Source organism: Salegentibacter sp. Hel_I_6 (assembly GCF_000745315.1).
Classification (GTDB): domain Bacteria; phylum Bacteroidota; class Bacteroidia; order Flavobacteriales; family Flavobacteriaceae; genus Salegentibacter.
This window is the reverse complement of record NZ_JQNQ01000001.1, coordinates 1,692,578-1,711,527: the sequence shown is the minus strand read 5'-3', so window position 1 is coordinate 1,711,527 and position 18,950 is coordinate 1,692,578. Positions and strand designations below refer to the sequence as shown.

Here is an 18,950-nt window from a genome sequence, read left to right as displayed (position 1 = left end):
TTTTATGCTGAAGGTAGTAATTTTTCAAAAGATGAGAGGTCTAAAGCATCTTCTATAACAAATTCTCCAACGCGGGTGCGTTTTAGGGCAGAGAGGTAAGCTCCAGAACCCAGGGCGATGCCATAGTCGTTGGCCATACTTCTAATATAGGTGCCTTTGCTACAAACTATTCTAAAATCTACTTCCGGAAACCGTGGTGCATCAACTTCAAATTCCTTAATAGTTACCGGCCTACTTTTTATTTCTATTTTCTCTCCTTTTCTGGCATATTCATATAAACGTTTTCCATCTTTTTTTAAAGCTGAATAAACGGGTGGTGTTTGTTCAATCTCTCCTGTAAGTTGTAAGGAGGCCTCTTCTAAATTTTCTTCTGAAATATGCTCGGTCTCAAAGGTTTTATCAATTTCGGTTTCCAAATCGTAAGATGGTGTAGTTGCTCCCAATGTAAAGGTGCCGGTGTATTCTTTCTCAGTTCCCTGTAACTCGGTTATTTTTTTGGTAAACTTTCCCGTACAAATTACTAAAACACCGGTTGCCAAAGGATCTAAAGTGCCTGCATGGCCTACTTTTATTTTTTTTATCCCACAACTTTTTCTAATTAACCAGCGCACCTTGTTAACTAATTGAAAAGAGGTCCATTCCAAAGGTTTATCGAAAACCAGGATCTGGCCATTTTTAAAATCTTCGGGAGTGAATTTTTCAATTTCTGTGGTCATAAAGTAGGGCTTATGTTTTGAGAGTATAATCACTCTCAAAATTCATGATTTTTAATTGTAATAGGAAACAGCTATGGAAACAATTCCAGCGATAAAACAGTAAATAGCAAAATAAGAAAGTTTACTCTTTTTTACTATACTAATCATCCAGGTACAAGCTGCCAGTCCCGCGATAAAAGCTGAAACAAAGCCAATAGCAAGAACCGAAAAAGAAGTGGTGCTTTCCATTAAATTGCCATCTAAAAGATCTTTAGCAATTTTCCCCAAAATTAAAGGTACTACCATTAAGAAGGAAAATCGTGCTGCTTTTGTTTTGTCGTTGCCAAGAAGCACAGAAGTAGAAATTGTAGCGCCGCTTCGGGAAATACCGGGTAATATTGCTATAGCCTGGGAAACACCTATCACAAAAGCGTTGCTGTAGCTTACAGGTTTGTCGGTGTTTTTCGCTTTATCTGCCAGCCATAATAGGAGTGCTGTGACGATAAGCATAAACCCAACAAAGATGATGTTTCCACCAAAAAGACTCTCTAATTGTTCTTCGAAGAAAACTCCGATAACAGCCGCTGGAATCATAGAAACAATAATTTTCAAGGAGAATTTAAATTCTTCGTTCCATTTAAATTGAAAAAGTCCTTTAAAAATTTCAACAACATCTTTCCAGAAAACTACCAGTGTACTAAGTGCGGTTGCCGCGTGAAGAATTACCGTGAAGAGTAAAGATTCGCTAGGGATACTATTATCACCTAATAATGCTTTACCAAGTTCGAGGTGCCCGCTGGATGAAACAGGAAGAAATTCGGTAAGCCCCTGAATAATTCCAAGAATTACGGCATCTAGTTCGTTCAATGTAGTTTATTTTTTAGGATTTAATAAAATGGCATATACTTCTATTGCAAATCCAAGAAGTACGAGGGTGGGAGCCAGGCGAATACGCTGGAAATTATAAATGTCTGGATTAAAAGTGTTTGGATCATCACTGCCGCCACCGGCCATAAGGATGAAACCCAGGGTTATTACTGCCAGCCCAATAAACATAAACTGGTAGTTCTTTTTTTTGAAAATGAAATATTTTTTGTGATCTGTAGGTTGCTGTTTTTTACTCATCGGATTTAAGACTTAGAAACTGGTTAAAAAAATTCAGCTTAAAGGCTCAAAATTAACCAATTTAAGTTAAAATGGAAGTAAGGATAGTCGTTAAATATTAAAGAATAAAAAAGCCATACGGTAGGGCGTATGGCTTTAACTTGTGTAAACTTAAATTATTAAGCTGCGTGGTAAATATTGTAATGGCTTAAGATTTCCTGATAGAAATCTAAACTTTTTTCATCTTTTTTTAGACAGGACTTTAGAAAACGTTCTAAATCCTGGCATTCAAAAGTGATTCCTGTGTATTTTCTTTTTCCAACCGGTATTTTTAAATCTACCGTTTGATCTTTGTAGTTAATAGTAACATTTTTAGCATCAAAATACTTTTTGATTATAGCTCGATGCATAATGTTATAGTTTGAATCTTCTTCTGAGTTTAAGTGAAAAATACTATAAGAAATTAAGCTTTTAACTTCATCAAGTGTAGCGTTTGGGTTAGTATTGATATTCATAGGTGTTGGTATTATAGGTGTTAGTGGCAGCTAAATTACGCTTTGATATCTTTTTCTGTGTTAAAAAAGTTTTAATAAACCTATGATTAGCAAATATTTAACGACTAAATAACCTTTTTTGGTTTTAATTAAACTTTTTAGGATCCACATGAAAGTGAATTCCTACTGTCATAAATAGGGTTTTCCCTTATGGCGATTAAAAGATGTTTTTTGTAAGAACCTCTAAAGGTTTGTGAAGATATCTATACTTATTATCCAGGCAGGATGCATTTATAAATTTTGTTCCTGATATATTCGTAATTCCATAAGAATCGTGAACATGGCCAAAAACGTGAAAATTAATTTCTCGATTTTGTATAGCCTTCAATAACGAAGCGCATCCAATATGCCGGCCGTTATTTAGAACATCTTTAATTTTGTAGGGCGGGGTATGGGTTATAAGTACTTGAGTGTCTTTTGGAATTTGTTCCCAGTGATTGTCTATTTCCTGTTTTTTATTAAAAGCCCAGGTGCCATCCCCAGGAGTTACCGGGGAACCCCAAAAATTAATTCCATTAATATTAACGCCATTATTCTCTAAATAATGAATATTGCCAGGAATAATTTCCTGAACCTCTTTTTCGCTGGTTTTTTCAAAATAGAAATCGTGATTTCCAGCAATAAAAATTTTTTGCTCGTGCGGTTGTGAAGAAAACCAATTTAGAAAATCTACAACTTCTCTTTTTGTGCCACCTTCGGTAATATCACCTGCATGTATTAATACATCGCCATCGGGAATTGGAATTTCCCTGTGTTTATTATGAGTATCTGAAATGCAAATCAATTTCATGGGCATTTTACAATATAAAAAAATCCGAAGAAAGAATTCCCCGGATTATAATTTTCAGATTTAGTTATATTAATCTTCTGCTTCTTCTTCTGAAGAGATATAATCTTTATCTATTGGTAATAGTTTATTGGTAATTTTAGTTACAGAGAATGCAACAATAACGGCTGTTAATGCAAAAAACAGAAACTTGACTAGTAAGCTGTCACTTAGCGCAAAACTGTAAACCGCCAAAAATATTTCTGCGGCAATGAACACTATTTTTATACTAAGTTTAAAAATCATAATTTCTGTTAGGTTGATGAGACAAATATACAATCAAAAACCATTGAAAATTCGGTACTTATAGTCTTTTGCTAAAATTTAACGCAAACAAAACTTTGGGGTTAAATTTTTAAGTTAAAAACTCTTAAACAGTGAATGTTAGTATTTTGAAATTGTAAATTTCCGTTGTAAAAAAATCTATTTTGAAGAAAAAATCTAAACTATCTCTTAGTTTTATTGTCGTTTTTGTAGTTCTGGCTGTAGCTGTTATCCTGGGAAATATATTTGCCGAAAATAAATTGAAATCTGCTCTGGAGGAGAATTTAAGCAAGTCAGAAATTGAATATGACAAAATTAATGTGAGCATTTTAGGCCAAAGCGCATCCTTAAGCAATGCAATTTATAAAAAGAATGGATTGCAATTTGCTACCGAAGAAATAAAGCTGGATGGAATAAATATCCTGGAATACCTTACCAATAATAATATTGAGATTTCTACACTAAAGATTACAAAGCCTGAAGTGATAATTTATTCTGAAAAACAGAAAGAAGATAAAAATTCTGAAAATGGGGATTCCAAGAAAATAGATTTGTTGATTAAATCTGTAGAGATTCTTGATGGCAGTTTCAAAATGGCTAAAAATGATTCAGTTAAAGAACAGCTTTTTGCAAGATTTCCAAAGATTGACATAGACCAGGTTCGGGTAGACGAAAAATCTCTGGCCTCTGGTATTCCATTTAAATATGAAGATTTTCAGATAAATTCCGATAGTTTATTTTTCAAGCTTAACGATCAACACGATTTATATGTTGGGAAGATGGAAATGAATAGCGGTTCTCTAAAATTCAATGAAATTAGTATTAGGCCTTTGTATGATAAACAGGTATTTCAACGACATATTCCCTATGAAAAAGATCGCTTTGAATTAGATTTAAGAGAGTTAGCTTTTGAGCGATTTAATTGGGATTTTAAAAATGATTCGCTAAGCCTGGAAAGTAATATTACCAGAATAGCAAATGGTGATATAAAAATCTATCGGGATAAGCAGGTAAAAGAGGATACCCGTCAAAAACCTATGTATAGTAAAATGATTAGGGAATTGCCATTTAAACTAAAGTTGGATACTTTAAAAGTTGAAAATCTTGCTATTCAATATGAAGAGCTGGTGAAGCCAAAAAGAGGTCCCGGGAAAGTGACCTTTAAGAATCTTAATGCGAGTATTTACAATATTAGTAATGTAGGAATGGATAGCGAAGATTTCCCTAGAACCGATATTGATGTTCAAGCTCAATTTCAGGGGGAGGCCAAATTGAATGTAAACTGGAATTTCGATATTTCGAATAAAGCTGATGCATTTGCAATTTCAGGGCAAATGGATAGGATTTCCAGCGCGGGGATTAACCTATTTATGGAGCCTGCCTTAAATGTAAAGGCCGAAGGAGGAATTAGGGATATGCGATTTAATTTTACCGGGAATAATATAAACTCTACCGGTAATATGAAATTGGTTTACAATGACTTTAAAGTTGAGGTGCTTCGGGAAGACGGCGAAGAAAAGAATAAGTTTCTTTCAGCTTTAGCTAATCTTATTGTGAATAACAATGCTACTTCAGAAGAGAAGGAGCAGAAGAATATAAAAACCAAGCGAACTCAAACAAAATCCTTTTGGAACTATCTTTGGAAAAATATAAGGAACGGCGCCTTAAAATCTTTCCTTTAGATTTTAAAAGTTACTACCGGCATTTGCGCGTGATTTACTAAATCCTCGCTAATACTTCCATTAAAAAAATGTGCTAAACCTTTACGCCCGTGTGTGCTGATTCCAATAAGCGCTTTTTCTTTTTTCATAGCGAAGTTTAAAACCCCTTTTTCTACACTTACGTCGTTGCAGATATGAATTTTATAATCTTTTACTTCGGTACCAGAAACAAAATTATCTATACGCTCTCTAACTTCTGTACTGGTAATGAAATTGTTTGGAGTATTTATAAAAAGTAGATGAAATTTTGCTTCTATTAATTTCGCAAAATTGTAGGCATTGGTAAGGGTGTGCTTATTACTGGCATCTGCATCTGTAGCGAAGATAAAATTATTAACTTCAAAATTCTCGTGTTCATTTTTAATTACGAGCACAGGTATCTTGGAAGTGCGAACTACTTTCTCTGTGTTACTTCCAATAAACATTTCTTTAAAGCCACTGGCACCATGAGAGCCCATGATAATTATGTCACATTTATACTCTGCGCTAACTTCCATTATCCCTTCAAAAGCCTGGTGAAACATTACCGTTTCGTGAACTTTAATATCTTTTAAAAAAGGTCTTGCCATAAGCTTTGCGAAGCGCTGATGTGCCAGTTTCATAAAAAAAATAGATTCTGGTAAATTCTGGCTACTGCTTCCTCCAACCGGGTCTATTAGCTGTAAAGGCAATTCTAACATATGTAGAAGGTAGATCTCGCTATCGTGCTTTTTAGCTAGTTTTGCAGCAATTTTCAGCGCATGTTCAGCGGTGTCAGAAAAGTCGGTGGGAACGAGTATCTTTTTCATGAATTCTTCTAAAAGATTAAAAATGATTGCTTTATTAAAGTTAAGAATAAAATTTCATTTAAAGTCTGGTTTTCTTTCTCTGAAATTATTATTATATTTGCAGCGTTGAAACTAAAAAAGTACAGCGAGGGGACAAAAAGTCCCCTCTTTTTATAAGCTATGTTGCAGGATAAAGTAGAAAATTTGTTGAAGGAAGCTTTCCAGGAAAATAATTCACTATTTTTAATAGACCTAAACATTACCAACGACAACAAAATTTCTGTTGTGATAGATGGTGATCATGGGGTTTCTGTTAATGATTGTATTGCGGTTAGCCGTAAAATTGAACACAATCTAGACAGGGAGGAAGAGGATTTTTCTTTGGAAGTTAGCTCGGCAGGAGTTTCAGAACCTTTACGCCTGGAACGGCAATACCGGAAAAACCTTGGCAGGAAACTGCAGGTGACTACCAATAACGAAAAAATTGAAGCAACTTTAACCGATGTAGATCAGGAAGGTATTAAGCTTAACTGGAAAGCCAGAGAGCCAAAACCGGTAGGAAAAGGAAAGCATACCGTAGAAAAAGAAGCGGTATTGCCATATTCTGAGATTATAGACGCTAAAGTTATCATAACATTTTAACCTCAAATTGATATGGAAAATATCGCCTTGATTGAGTCATTTTCAGAATTTAAGGATGACAAATTGATAGATCGTGTAACGCTTATGGCCATCCTTGAAGATGTGTTCAGAAGTGCTTTGAAGAAAAAGTATGGTGAAGACGATAATTTTGATATTATCGTGAACCCAGATAAGGGTGATCTTGAAATATGGAGAAACAGGGTTGTTGTTGCAGATGGGGAAGTTGAAGATCCTAACCAGGAAATTTCGCTTACTGAAGCTAGAAAAATTGAGCCAGATTTCGAGGTTGGTGAAGACGTATCAGAAGAAGTGAAACTTGTAGATCTTGGACGAAGGGCGATTTTGGCTTTGAGGCAAAATCTTATTTCTAAGATTCATGAACACGATAATACAAATATTTTCAAGCACTTTAAGGAGCTTGAAGGTGAGATTTATACGGCAGAAGTTCATCACATTAGACACAGAGCAATTATTTTGTTAGACGACGAAGGGAACGAGATCGTTTTGCCAAAAGATCGCCAAATCCCTTCAGACTTTTTTAGAAAAGGAGATAATGTAAAAGGAATTATTGAAAGTGTAGAGCTTAAAGGAAACAAGCCTACAATTATACTTTCCCGTACCGCTCCGGTTTTTCTTGAAAAACTATTCGAACAGGAGATTCCTGAAGTTTTTGATGGTTTAATAACTATTCAAAATGTGGTTCGTGTTCCTGGCGAGAAAGCAAAAGTAGCAGTCGATACTTATGATGATAGAATTGATCCCGTTGGTGCCTGTGTAGGTATGAAGGGTTCTAGAATTCACAGTATTGTTCGTGAATTGGGGAATGAAAATATAGATGTGATCAATTTCACCAATAATGATCAACTTTATATTACAAGGGCTTTAAGTCCTGCAAAAATTACATCTATCAAATTAGATGAAGAAAACAAAACGGCTGAGGTAATGCTGAAGCCGGAGGAAGTTTCTAAAGCAATTGGCCGTGGAGGTCATAATATTAGACTGGCCGGGCAGTTGACTGGTTACGAAATAGATGTTTTCAGAGAAGGAGTAGAAGAAGATGTGGAATTAAAAGAATTCTCTGACGAAATTGAAGATTGGGTGATTAAGGAATTTTCCAGGGTTGGTCTTGACACTGCAAAAAGTGTTTTGGAACAGGATTTGGAAGATTTGATTAGAATCACTGATTTGGAAGAGGAAACCATTAAGGAAGTACTTAAAGTTTTAAATGAAGAATTTGAAGAGTAGTCAAATACTCATTAGAATATATAATAATTAAAGAGGTTAATTTAGAGGGCAATTTATGGCTGAAGCAAAAACAATGCGACTAAACAAAGTATTACGTGAATTCAATATTTCGTTAGATCGGGCTGTAGAATTTTTAAATTCTAAGGGTCACGATATTGAGGCGCGTCCTACTACTAAAATCTCACCAGATGTTTATCAGGTACTTTCTGATGAATTTGAAACCGACAAATCTAAAAAAGTCGAGTCTAAAGAAGTTGGTGAAGAAAAGAGAAAGGAGAAGGAAGAATTACGTTTAGCAAGGGAAAGAGAACTTGAAGACAAGCGTAAAGTTGAGGAGAAGAAAGAGGACGATCGTCGTAAAGAAGAAGAAGCAATCTCTTCCAGGGCCAAATTAGCCGGTCCTAAAAAAGTAGGTAAAATTGATTTGGATAAAAAGCCAGAGAAAAAAGCCGAAAAAGAAAAAGAAGAGGAAAAACCAGAGCCAGCGCAACCTGAACAGCCCGCAGAAGCCAAGAAGCCTGAAACCAAAGAAGAAAAGCCGGAACCTAAAGAAACTAAGGATTCTGAACCTAAGGAAGAAACGCCTTCTAAAGAAGAACCCAAAGCTGAAGAAGCTCCTAAAGAAGAAACCCCTGCAGCTGAAGAAGAGACTAAGGAGCCTGAGTCAATGACTCACAAAACAAATTATACCAAACTTAACGGCCCAAATTTTACCGGTAAGAAAATTGATCTTTCTCAGTTCAAAAAACCTGAAAAGAAAAAAGACGAAAAGAAAGCTGCCGAAGAGAAGAAGGAGAAGGAAAAGCGTAAAAAGCGTCGTCGTAGAATTAGTAAAGATGTGAAGCCTGGTGCTTCAAATCAGGGCGGCGGCAAAAAAGGTGCGCCAAGAAAAAGAGCAAAACCTATTACTAAAGAAGAGCCTAGCGAAGAAGAAGTTCAAAAGCAGGTTCGTGAGACCCTTGAGAAACTTCAGGGTAAATCTGGTAAAGGTAAAGGAGCTAAATATAGAAGAGATAAAAGAGACCAACACCGTCAACGTTCAGAAGACGATTTGGCTCAACAAGAAACTGATAGTAAAGTGCTTAAAGTTACAGAGTTTGTAACTGTAAGTGAGGTTGCCACGATGATGGATGTTCCAGTAACGAAAGTTATTTCGGCCTGTATGTCTCTTGGAATGATGGTAACGATGAATCAGCGTTTAGATGCTGAAACACTTTCTATTGTTGCGGATGAGTTTGGTTATGAAGTAGACTTTGTAACTGCAGATATTGAAGAAACAGTAGAGGAGGTTCCCGAAAATCCCGAAGATCTTGAGGATAGAGCGCCAATTGTAACGGTAATGGGTCACGTAGACCACGGTAAAACTTCTTTGCTGGATTACATTCGTAAAGAAAATGTGATTGCTGGGGAAAGCGGTGGTATTACACAGCATATTGGAGCTTACGGGGTAGAGCTTAAAAACGGTCAAAGAATGACTTTCCTGGATACACCAGGTCACGAAGCCTTTACGGCAATGCGTGCTCGTGGTGCTCAGGTAACAGATATTGCGATTATTGTGATCGCTGCTGATGATGATGTGATGCCGCAAACCAAAGAGGCCATTTCTCACGCCCAGGCTGCCGGTGTTCCAATTGTATTTGCGATCAATAAATCTGATTTGCCAACGGCGAATCCAGAGAAAATTAAAGAAAAACTGGCAGGTATGAACCTGTTGGTTGAAGACTGGGGTGGTAAAGTTCAGTCTCATGATATTTCTGCAAAAACTGGATTGGGAGTTGAAGAGCTCCTGGAGAAAGTTTTATTAGAATCTGAGATTCTTGAATTAAAAGCTAATCCTTCTAAGCCTGCTACAGGTACAGTTGTAGAAGCTTTCCTTGATAAAGGTAGAGGTTATGTTGCAACTATTCTTGTGCAGGGCGGAACCTTGAAAATTGGAGATTACGTTTTAGCGGGTCGCCATAGTGGTAAGGTGAAAGCAATGCACGATGAGAGAGGGCATGAAGTGAAAGAAGCTGGGCCAGCAACGCCGGTTTCCATTCTAGGTCTTGATGGGGCTCCACAAGCTGGTGACAAGTTTAAAGTGATGGCAGATGAACGTGAAGCAAAAGATATCGCGGCTAAGCGAACTCAGTTGCAACGTGAGCAGAGTGTTAGAACTCAACGTCATATTACACTTGATGAAATTGGACGTAGAATTGCTTTAGGTGACTTTAAAGAGCTTAATATTATCCTTAAAGGAGATGTTGATGGTTCTGTAGAAGCCTTAACAGATAGCTTCCTGAAATTATCTACTGAAGAAATTCAGGTGAATATTATTCATAAAGGTGTAGGTGCTATTACAGAAAGTGATGTATTGCTTGCTTCGGCTTCAGATGCGGTAATTATCGGGTTTAACGTTCGTCCTGCTGGAAATGCAAGACAGGTAGCCGATAAGGAGGAAATTGATATTAGAACTTACTCAATTATCTATGACGCGATCAACGATCTTAAAGATGCGATGGAGGGAATGCTTTCTCCAGAGCTTAAAGAAGAGATCACAGGTACTGCAGAAATCAGAGAAACATTTAAGATTTCTAAAGTTGGAACTATTGCGGGTTGTATGGTGACTTCTGGTAAGATTTATAGAAGTGCCGGGATTCGTTTAATTCGCGACGGAGTTGTGGTTTATACTGGAGAGCTTGCTTCATTAAAACGTTTCAAAGACGATGTGAAGGAAGTAGCAAAAGGTTACGACTGTGGTATACAGGTGAAGAATTACAATGATATTAAAGAAGGAGATGTGATAGAATCTTTCCGTGAAGTAGAGGTTAAGAAGAAACTTAAATAATCAAGTTTATACTCAATAAAAAAGCGGCTCTTTAGCCGCTTTTTTTGTGTTCTATTTTTCCAGATTTTGGAAAAAATGAAAAATTATTTTCTCCTGGGTTTTGGAATAAATGCAGAAGGGAAGCTTTCTTTTATTTTTAAAAGTGCCCTGTCTGCTTCTAATCTACTTCTGAATTTTCCTACCCATACCTTATAATTTGGCGCCTCGTAAGCTATTAAAGAAGGATAGTCGAATTTGCTTCGGTAGTCTTTAATTACCTCATTAGCTTCGCCGTTATTTCCGTAAAAAAGTTGAATTTTAAAGCGATCTCCAATTTCATCATTTTTATTCATATCAGCTTTAAGCTCCAAAAGTTTAGATAGCTTATTATTTTCACTAATATTAACCTGGGCTTCCTGGGCTGTTAAATTCAGAAAAGAGAATCCTGAGATCAAACAGCTAAATAATATTTTGTTTATGCTTAATTTTCTCATAATTATTCATTTATGGCAAAAGTATAATTTAATAACTTAAACAAGACTGGTTTTATTATTTAGAACTGGTATAAATTACCGATTAACACTTCTGTAACATTCCTAAAATCGACTTTAAGTATTACTTTTGTTGCCGAATTTAAAGGTACAGAATGTTAATATTTCTAAGGCTTCAAGCTTTAAAAACCGTACCAAAGTTTAGACGTTAATTCAACTTATAATATGAAAAAGGTGAAATACCGCCACTCAACTTCGCGACTATTGCTCTTAGGTGTAGCATTTTTTCTTTCATTTAGCGTTTTGGGATTTGCTCAAGACGATTCTTCTCAGGGAGATGAAGGTGAGCAGCAAGAACAAACTGAAGAATCTGGAGACTCAGAAGCATCTGCCGCGGCAGAGGCGTCTGCCTTGGGTGATGCCAGTAATGGAAAGTCTATCTTCAATTCTCAATGTGCTGCCTGTCACAAACCATATTCTGATGGTATTGGTCCGGCTTTAAATGGCGTTACAGAGAGAAGAGATATGGATTGGCTGTATCGTTGGATCAAAAATAGCCAGGACTTAATCTCTTCTGGAGATGATGAGGCTGTTGCTATTTACGAGGAGTACAATCAAACGGCGATGCCGGCTTTTCCTCAATTGTCTAATGAAGATATTGACGATATCCTTGCTTATGTAGAGCAGCCAAAACCAGAGCCGCAACAGGCGCAAGCCGGAGAAGGATCTGGGGGTGGTGATTCTTCAGGAGGAGGAGTTTCAATAAATGTTGTTTTAGGTATTCTGCTTTTTGTCCTGGTGATGCTGCTTGCGGTATTGTTCCTTGTGAATAAAACACTTCGCAATTTTGCTCAGGCAAGCGGTGTTGTTATTCCAGAGAAACCTAAGAGAAAACCAATTTGGAAATCTTTTGTTGAAAATCAATTCCTTGTCTTGGTAAGTGCTGTTTTTGGACTACTTGTAGTTGGATACTTTGCTTACGGCTTTTTTATGCAGGTAGGAATAGATCAGGGTTATGAGCCAATTCAACCAATTCATTATTCACATAGAATTCACGCTGGAGATAATCAAATAGATTGTAAATACTGTCACTCTTCAGCCAGAACATCTAAGCAGGCGGGGATACCTTCTCTTAATGTTTGTATGAACTGTCATAAAACAATTTCTGAAGTAGCGCCTGAAACTGCTACTGATGAGTATTCTAAAGAATTTTATGATGGTGAGATCGCTAAATTGTACGATGCAGTTGGTTGGGATGTAGGAGAGCAGGATTACACTGGAGAGCAGAAGCCGGTTAAATGGGTTCGTCTTCATAATCTGCCAGACTTTGCTTACTTTAATCACTCGCAACACGTTTCGGTTGGTGGGGTACAATGTCAAAAATGTCACGGACCAATTGAAGAGATGGAAATCGTTTATCAAGATGCTCCGCTTACTATGGGATGGTGTATTAACTGTCACCGCGATACTAAAGTGAGAATGGAAGGAAACGAATATTACGAGAAAATTCACGAAGAATTATCTAAGAAGTACGGGGTTGAAGAACTTACCGTAGCTCAAATGGGTGGGCTTGAATGTGCAAAGTGCCACTATTAAAATTTGGTTCCCGGAATTCGGGATTTAATAAAAGAAGTTAATATTTAGATATATATGTCATCAAACAAAAAATACTGGAAAAGTGTTGAAGAGCTAAGTGAAAACAGCTCTGTTGTTGAGACGCTCCAACAGAAAGAATTTGCTGAAGAAATTCCGGTTAATGAATTTCTTGGGGATAAAGATTCCCTTGAAAACTCAAAAACTTCAAGAAGGGATTTCTTAAAATATGTTGGGTTTAGTACGGCTGCGGCCTCTTTGGCTGCTTGTGAAGGGCCGGTTATTAAATCTATTCCTTACGTGGTACAGCCGGAGCGTATTGTTCCCGGTGTAGCTAATTATTACGCATCAACAATTGCCGATGGTTTTGATTTTGCAAGTGTATTGGTGAAAACCAGGGAAGGAAGACCTATTAAAATTGAAAACAACGAATTATCGAAGTCTAAAGGTGGGGTTAATTCTCGAGTTCACGCTTCGGTATTGTCAATGTATGATGCAAATAGGGTTAAGCGCCCTATAATTGAGGGAAGAAATGTTTCCTGGGAAGAATTTGACCGTGAGGTTGGAGATGCCCTTGAAAATGTTTCAGGTGATATTGTTTTGATGACTCAAACTTTTGCCAGCCCCTCTACTACGAAATTGATCAATGAATTTTCAGAAAAGTATCCTAATGTGCGTCACGTAGTTTACGATACAGTTTCTGAAGACGCTGCATTAAATGCTTTTCAGTCAAAATACGGAAAACGTGCCTTGCCAAATTACGATTTTTCAAAAGCTGAAACTATCGTATCTGTAGGAGCTGATTTTCTTGGTGACTGGCAGGGTGGTGGCTATGATGCTGGCTACGCTAAGGGGCGTGTGCCTCAGGAGGGCAAAATGTCACGTCATATTCAGTTTGAATCTAATATGAGCTTATCTGGAGCTAATGCAGATAAGCGTATTCCTACTACTCCATCTCAACAAAAAGCAGTTTTAGCTGCGTTGTATGGGCAGTTGGTTGGGGGATCTTCCTCTACCAATCTACCTGATGCTGTAGATGATGCAGTTGCTAAAGCTGCTACTCAGTTAAGAAGATCTGGAAGTGGCGCTGTAGTTGTTTCTGGAATTCCAGATGATAATGCTCAGGCTTTAGTGTTGGCGATTAACGAAGCTCTTGGTAGTGACGTAATTGATACGGAAAACGCAAGAATGATTCGCCAGGGTAATGCTCAAGAGGTAATGCAAGCGGTTGAAGATATGAAATCTGGATCTGTAGGTGCAGTTTTAATGGCTGGTGTGAACCCGGTTTATTCTTTACCAAACGGATTAGAATTTGCTGAAGCTTTATCAAATGTTGATGTTTCGCTAACCTTTACTATGAAGCCTGATGAAACGGCTAAGCTTTGTAAATTTGTAGCTGCAACTCCTCATTATTTAGAGAGCTGGGGCGATATTCAATATACTGTTTCAGACTTTAGTTTGATGCAGCCTACCATTAGACCTTTGTTTGATACAAGACAGTTTCAGGATTGTTTGTTGAAATGGACAGATAATGATCAGGCTTATCACGATTATATAAAAGAAACCTGGAGTGGAAATATTCCTTCCTGGAATACTGCATTGCACGATGGAATCTTTAAAGCGAGTTCGCCCGTAGAATCTGCTTCGTCTGAAGTTTCAAATATGGGTAATGTTGCTACGGCAGCAAGAGAACTATCTCAAACTTCTGAAAATGAAGGCCTGGAGTTAACGCTATATACTAAACCTTCTATGGGTGATGGTCAACAGGCTAATAACCCATGGTTACAAGAAATGCCAGATCCTTTAACAAGGGCTTCCTGGGATAACTATCTTACTGTTTCTAAAGCTGATGCTGAGGAATTAGGTTTGGAAAATGAAAATGTTTCTAATGGAGCTTTAAATGGAAGCTATGCTAATCTAACTATAGATGATACTGTAGTTAAGAATGTTCCTGTGATCATCCAGCCTGGTCAGGCAAAAGGTTCTGTGGGGCTTGCGCTTGGTTATGGTAAGATGGAGGGAATGCAAAAGGAAATGCAGGTAGGTGTAAATGCTTACCCATTGTATAAAAATTTAAGTGCTGTTCAGTCTGTTACCATTGAAAAGGCTCCGGGAATGCACGAATTTGCTTGCGTTCAGCTTCACAATACCTTAATGGGGCGTGGAGATATTATAAAAGAAACTACGCTAGAGATTTTTAACACTCAAGATGCTAAAGAATGGAATTCAGTTCCTAATGTGTCTTTAGATCACGTAGAAAAGCCTGTAACTTCTCCAGAAGTTGATATGTGGGATGGTTTTGACAGAAGTATTGGTCATCATTTCAATCTTTCTATAGATCTTAACGCTTGTACCGGTTGTGGTGCGTGTGTTGTGGCCTGTCATGCTGAGAATAATGTTCCTGTAGTAGGTAAAAGTGAAGTGAGACGTTCTCGTGATATGCACTGGTTGCGTATTGATAGGTATTATTCTTCTGAAGATAACTTTATAGAAGATCTTGATAAGAAAGAAAATATTTCAGGTTTAGGAAGTTCGCTTTCTGAATTTGGAGAATTGGAAGAGCCTGCAGATAATCCTCAGGTAGTATTTCAGCCTGTTATGTGTCAGCACTGCAATCACGCTCCTTGTGAGACCGTATGTCCAGTAGCTGCAACTTCTCACGGAAGACAGGGTCAAAACCAAATGATTTATAACCGTTGTGTAGGTACAAGGTATTGTGCTAACAACTGTCCTTACAAAGTACGTCGTTTCAACTGGTTTAATTATGCTCAAAACGAAGAGTTCGATTATCATATGAATAACGACCTTGGTAGAATGGTTATTAATCCAGATGTAACTGTACGTTCTAGAGGGGTTATGGAGAAGTGTTCTATGTGTATTCAAAAAACACAAAAGACTATTCTTGATGCCAAGCGTGATGGAAGAGAAATTGAAGATGGTGAATTCCAAACTGCTTGTTCTGCAGCCTGTGATAAAGGTGCAATGACCTTTGGTGATATAAATAAAGAAGATGCTGTAATTCGCGATAAAAAAGAGGATGACAGAATGTATCACCTGTTGGAGTATGTAGGTACTAAACCAAATGTTATGTACCAAACAAAAATTAGGAATACAACAGAAGCTTAATAAAACTAATAAAGAAATCAATTAAAAAAGGATATGTCTCATTACGAAGCACCTATACGAAAGCCTTTAGTTACCGGGGATAAGACCTACCACGATATTACCGTGGATGTGGCCGCGCCGGTAGAAGGAAGGGCGAATAAATCCTGGTGGATTGTCTTTTCAATTGCCCTTGTTGCCTTTCTTTGGGGTGTAGGTTGTATAATTTACACTATCTCTACAGGTATTGGAACCTGGGGACTTAATAAAACAGTAGGCTGGGCCTGGGATATCACCAACTTTGTTTGGTGGGTAGGTATTGGTCACGCAGGTACTCTTATTTCGGCTGTACTATTATTGTTCAGGCAAAAATGGAGAATGGCGATTAACCGCTCGGCAGAGGCGATGACTATCTTCTCTGTAATGCAGGCAGGTTTATTCCCTTTAATTCACATGGGTCGACCCTGGTTAGCTTATTGGGTATTGCCTATACCAAATCAATTTGGTTCGTTATGGGTAAACTTTAACTCACCATTGCTTTGGGATGTATTTGCAATTTCAACATATTTATCAGTTTCTCTTGTATTCTGGTGGACAGGTTTATTACCAGATTTTGCGATGATTCGTGACCGGGCAATTACTCCTTTTAATAAAAAAATCTACGGAATTTTAAGTTTCGGTTGGAGTGGACGTGCAAAAGATTGGCAACGTTTCGAGGAAGTTTCTTTGGTACTTGCAGGTCTAGCAACACCATTGGTGCTTTCTGTACACACCATTGTATCTTTTGACTTTGCTACATCGGTTATACCGGGATGGCACACCACGATTTTCCCTCCTTATTTCGTTGCTGGAGCGGTATTTTCTGGTTTTGCCATGGTAAATACCCTTCTTATCATTATGAGAAAGGTATCTAATCTTGAGAATTATATTACCATACAACATATAGAATTGATGAACATCGTAATTATGATTACGGGTTCTATTGTTGGGGTGGCTTATATTACTGAACTTGTTATAGCCTGGTATTCTGGGGTAGAGTATGAGCAGTATGCATTCCTTAACAGGGCAACCGGTCCTTATGCCTGGGCATATTGGGCAATGATGACCTGTAACGTGTTTTCTCCACAGTTTATGTGGTTTAAGAAATTGCGAACAAGTATTATGTTCTCTTTCTTTATCTCAATTATCGTAAATATTGGGATGTGGTTTGAGCGATTTGTAATTATTGTTACTTCGTTGCACCGTGATTACCTTCCATCTTCTTGGACTATGTTTTCTCCAACTTTTGTTGATATAGGTATCTTTATAGGAACTATAGGATTCTTTTTTGTATTGTTCTTACTGTATGCGAGATCTTTCCCTGTAATTGCACAGGCCGAAGTAAAAACAATTCTTAAATCTTCTGGAGCAAAATATAAAAAGCTTAGAGCAGAGCACGGGGATGATGTGAAACATTATACCCCTGTAAATATAGGAGAGCCTAAGAAAAACATTTCAACTAAGGTTGATAAGAAAATTGGCGATGAAAACGCTTACAAGGAAGTAGGTGGAGATGATGGGCATAACGACACTGTTAATGCTGATGCTTTAATGCTTTCTGAAGTTCAAAAAGATAGAATTGATGAAATGCTAGAGGGAACCGGTTCTTATAACCCGGAAAATCAAACAGCAGATAATTTACAAAAACTTAAGGCAGTAGGTCCTTTCCTTGAGCAGCGTTTACACCAGGTAGGTCTTTATACCTATGTACAGGTGAGTAAGCTTACTCAGGATGATTTTGAATTGCTTGATGAAGTGATAGAAAACTTCCCTAATTCAGCACAACGTGAAGATTGGGTTGCGCAGGCAACAGAACTAAAAAATAAGTAATCAAGATGGCATCAAAAGTTATACACGCTCTTTATAATGATGACGATTTGCTTCTGCAAGCTGTAAAGCAGGTTAGGGAGGCTCGTTATCATATTGGTGAAATTTATACACCAATGCCGGTACACGGTTTGGATAAAGCCATGGGCTTAGAACCTACTCGTTTGGCAATTACTTCATTTCTTTACGGTCTTGTTGGACTTGGTGTTGCAGTTGCAATGATGAACTTTATCATGATAGAAGATTGGCCGCAGGATATAGGTGGAAAACCAAGTTTTAGTTTTCTCGAAAATTTACCGGCTTTTGTTCCTATTATTTTTGAACTTACGGTGTTTTTTGCAGCTCACCTTATGGTAATTACTTTTTATATGAGAAGTAAATTATGGCCTTTTAAACAAGCTGAAAATCCTGATGTAAGAACTACAGATGATATGTTTCTTATGGAGGTTGATGTAGCTAACCATAATGTAGAAGATCTTACAGATTTTCTTTACAATACCGGTGCAGCAGAAATTAATTTAATAGATAATAAATAGACAGAATGAAAAATTTGTTCTATAAAGCGATAGTTTTGTTCCTTGTTGGGGGCGTGGTTATGTCCTGTTCAGATAAGGACAGTCCTAATTATCAATATATGCCAGATATGTATGAGCCTGTAGGATACGAAGCTTATGGTGAATATGATATTTTTGAAAATGGGCAGGAAGCCAAGCTTCCGGTAGAGGGATCTATTCCAAGAGGATGGAAGCCTTATGATTATGAAGATAGCCAGGAAGGAATGGCAACAGCTAAGCAAGAACTTACTAATCCTCTTGCGTATACTGAAGATAACCTTATCGAAGGTAAACAGCTATATACTATATACTGTGCAGTTTGTCACGGAGATAATGGTGATGGTCAGGGAATTCTTGCTGAACGTGAAAAAATACTTGGTGTACCTGCCTATGATGATGCTGGTCGTGCTATTACCGAGGGTAGTGTTTATCATGTAATTTATTACGGATTAAACTCTATGGGCTCTTATGCAGCGCAAACAAGCGAAGAAGAACGTTGGAAGATTACTCACTATGTAATGAGTCTTAAAGATGAATTAGCTGGTAACGAAGAAAGAGATTACGAGGAAGAGCCGGAAGATGGAGAGGAGCCTAAAATTTCTGAAGCAAACCCTACCAGGGTAGAACGTGCTCAGGAAGATGCCGATGAAGGACAGGGTGAAAGTACAAGCCTATCAGAGGAGGAAGAAAACAATAATTAAGAATAAAGCATTTAGATCT

Annotated in this window: 17 protein-coding genes; 9 read left to right on the top strand and 8 right to left on the bottom strand. The window is 37.5% G+C overall.

Going from position 1 to position 18,950, the window contains the following annotated elements; all coding sequences use genetic code 11:
- Positions 1-2: 2 nt before the first annotated feature.
- The 6 genes from truB to FG27_RS07480 form a co-directional block, all read right to left on the bottom strand.
- Positions 3-716, bottom strand: a complete 714-nt coding sequence (gene truB / locus FG27_RS07505) for a tRNA pseudouridine(55) synthase TruB (protein WP_037317550.1) — start codon at positions 714-716, stop codon at positions 3-5.
- Positions 717-767: 51 nt separating this feature from the next.
- On the bottom strand, positions 768-1,562 hold the full coding sequence (locus tag FG27_RS07500) for an undecaprenyl-diphosphate phosphatase (RefSeq protein ID WP_037317546.1): 795 nt from the start codon (positions 1,560-1,562) through the stop codon (positions 768-770).
- Between the two features lie 6 nt (positions 1,563-1,568).
- Positions 1,569-1,820: a DUF3098 domain-containing protein gene (locus tag FG27_RS07495; RefSeq protein ID WP_037317543.1), complete on the bottom strand. Its 252-nt coding sequence runs from the start codon at positions 1,818-1,820 to the stop codon at positions 1,569-1,571.
- Between the two features lie 158 nt (positions 1,821-1,978).
- A complete protein-coding gene (locus FG27_RS07490; protein ID WP_037317539.1) occupies positions 1,979-2,314 on the bottom strand; it encodes a hypothetical protein in 336 nt (111 codons plus the stop codon).
- Positions 2,315-2,510: 196 nt separating this feature from the next.
- Positions 2,511-3,143: a metallophosphatase domain-containing protein gene (locus FG27_RS07485; RefSeq protein WP_037317536.1), complete on the bottom strand. Its 633-nt coding sequence runs from the start codon at positions 3,141-3,143 to the stop codon at positions 2,511-2,513.
- 69 nt (positions 3,144-3,212) lie between these two features.
- Positions 3,213-3,425, bottom strand: a complete 213-nt coding sequence (locus FG27_RS07480) for a hypothetical protein (RefSeq protein ID WP_037317533.1) — start codon at positions 3,423-3,425, stop codon at positions 3,213-3,215.
- Positions 3,426-3,607: 182 nt separating this feature from the next.
- On the opposite strand from FG27_RS07480, the gene FG27_RS07475 reads away from it, so the two are divergent.
- The gene (locus FG27_RS07475; protein ID WP_037317530.1) at positions 3,608-5,125 is read left to right on the top strand and encodes a hypothetical protein; all 1,518 of its coding nucleotides are present in this window, start codon (positions 3,608-3,610) and stop codon (positions 5,123-5,125) included.
- Here the strand turns inward: FG27_RS07475 and FG27_RS07470 are convergent.
- On the bottom strand, positions 5,122-5,952 hold the full coding sequence (locus FG27_RS07470; RefSeq protein WP_037317527.1) for a universal stress protein: 831 nt from the start codon (positions 5,950-5,952) through the stop codon (positions 5,122-5,124). The genes FG27_RS07475 and FG27_RS07470 overlap by 4 nt on opposite strands.
- A 159-nt stretch (positions 5,953-6,111) precedes the next feature.
- On the opposite strand from FG27_RS07470, the gene rimP reads away from it, so the two are divergent.
- From rimP to infB, 3 genes are read left to right on the top strand one after another with little or no spacing between them, the layout of a single operon-like run.
- Complete coding sequence (gene rimP, locus FG27_RS07465; protein WP_037317524.1) at positions 6,112-6,573, top strand: ribosome assembly cofactor RimP; 462 nt, start codon at positions 6,112-6,114, stop codon at positions 6,571-6,573.
- A gap of 12 nt (positions 6,574-6,585) precedes the next feature.
- Positions 6,586-7,818, top strand: coding sequence for a transcription termination factor NusA (gene nusA, locus FG27_RS07460; protein WP_037317521.1), 1,233 nt, complete (start codon positions 6,586-6,588; stop codon positions 7,816-7,818).
- Positions 7,819-7,873: 55 nt separating this feature from the next.
- Positions 7,874-10,645, top strand: a complete 2,772-nt coding sequence (infB, locus tag FG27_RS07455) for a translation initiation factor IF-2 (protein WP_037317518.1) — start codon at positions 7,874-7,876, stop codon at positions 10,643-10,645.
- Between the two features lie 83 nt (positions 10,646-10,728).
- Here infB and FG27_RS07450 read toward each other — a convergent pair whose 3' ends face one another.
- On the bottom strand, positions 10,729-11,118 hold the full coding sequence (locus FG27_RS07450) for an SPOR domain-containing protein (protein WP_037317515.1): 390 nt from the start codon (positions 11,116-11,118) through the stop codon (positions 10,729-10,731).
- A gap of 222 nt (positions 11,119-11,340) precedes the next feature.
- On the opposite strand from FG27_RS07450, the gene FG27_RS07445 reads away from it, so the two are divergent.
- The 5 genes from FG27_RS07445 to FG27_RS07425 are packed head-to-tail and all read left to right on the top strand — an operon-like array spanning position 11,341 to position 18,931.
- The gene (locus tag FG27_RS07445) at positions 11,341-12,711 is read left to right on the top strand and encodes a c-type cytochrome (protein ID WP_037317512.1); all 1,371 of its coding nucleotides are present in this window, start codon (positions 11,341-11,343) and stop codon (positions 12,709-12,711) included.
- Between the two features lie 54 nt (positions 12,712-12,765).
- Positions 12,766-15,834, top strand: coding sequence for a TAT-variant-translocated molybdopterin oxidoreductase (locus tag FG27_RS07440; protein WP_037317509.1), 3,069 nt, complete (start codon positions 12,766-12,768; stop codon positions 15,832-15,834).
- A gap of 33 nt (positions 15,835-15,867) precedes the next feature.
- Positions 15,868-17,679, top strand: a complete 1,812-nt coding sequence (gene nrfD / locus FG27_RS07435; protein WP_081912605.1) for an NrfD/PsrC family molybdoenzyme membrane anchor subunit — start codon at positions 15,868-15,870, stop codon at positions 17,677-17,679.
- A gap of 5 nt (positions 17,680-17,684) precedes the next feature.
- Positions 17,685-18,212 carry a DUF3341 domain-containing protein gene (locus tag FG27_RS07430; protein ID WP_037317506.1) on the top strand — a complete coding sequence of 176 codons (528 nt, stop codon included), beginning with the start codon at positions 17,685-17,687 and terminating at the stop codon, positions 18,210-18,212.
- A 5-nt stretch (positions 18,213-18,217) separates the two neighbouring features.
- Entirely contained in the window at positions 18,218-18,931 is a 714-nt protein-coding gene (locus FG27_RS07425) for a cytochrome c (RefSeq protein ID WP_081912604.1), read from the top strand.
- Positions 18,932-18,950: the final 19 nt, after the last annotated feature.

Bases quoted from the DNA above. Each gene is read 5' to 3' on its own strand.
- FG27_RS07490 (WP_037317539.1), bottom strand. From the start codon at position 2,314: ATGAATATCAATACTAACCCAAACGCTACACTTGATGAAGTTAAAAGC.
- FG27_RS07430 (WP_037317506.1), top strand. From the start codon at position 17,685: ATGGCATCAAAAGTTATACACGCTCTTTATAATGATGACGATTTGCTT.
- infB (WP_037317518.1), top strand. From the start codon at position 7,874: ATGGCTGAAGCAAAAACAATGCGACTAAACAAAGTATTACGTGAATTC.
- FG27_RS07440 (WP_037317509.1), top strand. From the start codon at position 12,766: ATGTCATCAAACAAAAAATACTGGAAAAGTGTTGAAGAGCTAAGTGAA.
- FG27_RS07445 (WP_037317512.1), top strand. From the start codon at position 11,341: ATGAAAAAGGTGAAATACCGCCACTCAACTTCGCGACTATTGCTCTTA.
- nusA (WP_037317521.1), top strand. From the start codon at position 6,586: ATGGAAAATATCGCCTTGATTGAGTCATTTTCAGAATTTAAGGATGAC.
- FG27_RS07470 (WP_037317527.1), bottom strand. From the start codon at position 5,952: ATGAAAAAGATACTCGTTCCCACCGACTTTTCTGACACCGCTGAACAT.
- FG27_RS07425 (WP_081912604.1), top strand. From the start codon at position 18,218: ATGAAAAATTTGTTCTATAAAGCGATAGTTTTGTTCCTTGTTGGGGGC.
- rimP (WP_037317524.1), top strand. From the start codon at position 6,112: ATGTTGCAGGATAAAGTAGAAAATTTGTTGAAGGAAGCTTTCCAGGAA.
- FG27_RS07450 (WP_037317515.1), bottom strand. From the start codon at position 11,118: ATGAGAAAATTAAGCATAAACAAAATATTATTTAGCTGTTTGATCTCA.
- truB (WP_037317550.1), bottom strand. From the start codon at position 716: ATGACCACAGAAATTGAAAAATTCACTCCCGAAGATTTTAAAAATGGC.
- FG27_RS07495 (WP_037317543.1), bottom strand. From the start codon at position 1,820: ATGAGTAAAAAACAGCAACCTACAGATCACAAAAAATATTTCATTTTC.
- nrfD (WP_081912605.1), top strand. From the start codon at position 15,868: ATGTCTCATTACGAAGCACCTATACGAAAGCCTTTAGTTACCGGGGAT.
- FG27_RS07480 (WP_037317533.1), bottom strand. From the start codon at position 3,425: ATGATTTTTAAACTTAGTATAAAAATAGTGTTCATTGCCGCAGAAATA.
- FG27_RS07485 (WP_037317536.1), bottom strand. From the start codon at position 3,143: ATGAAATTGATTTGCATTTCAGATACTCATAATAAACACAGGGAAATT.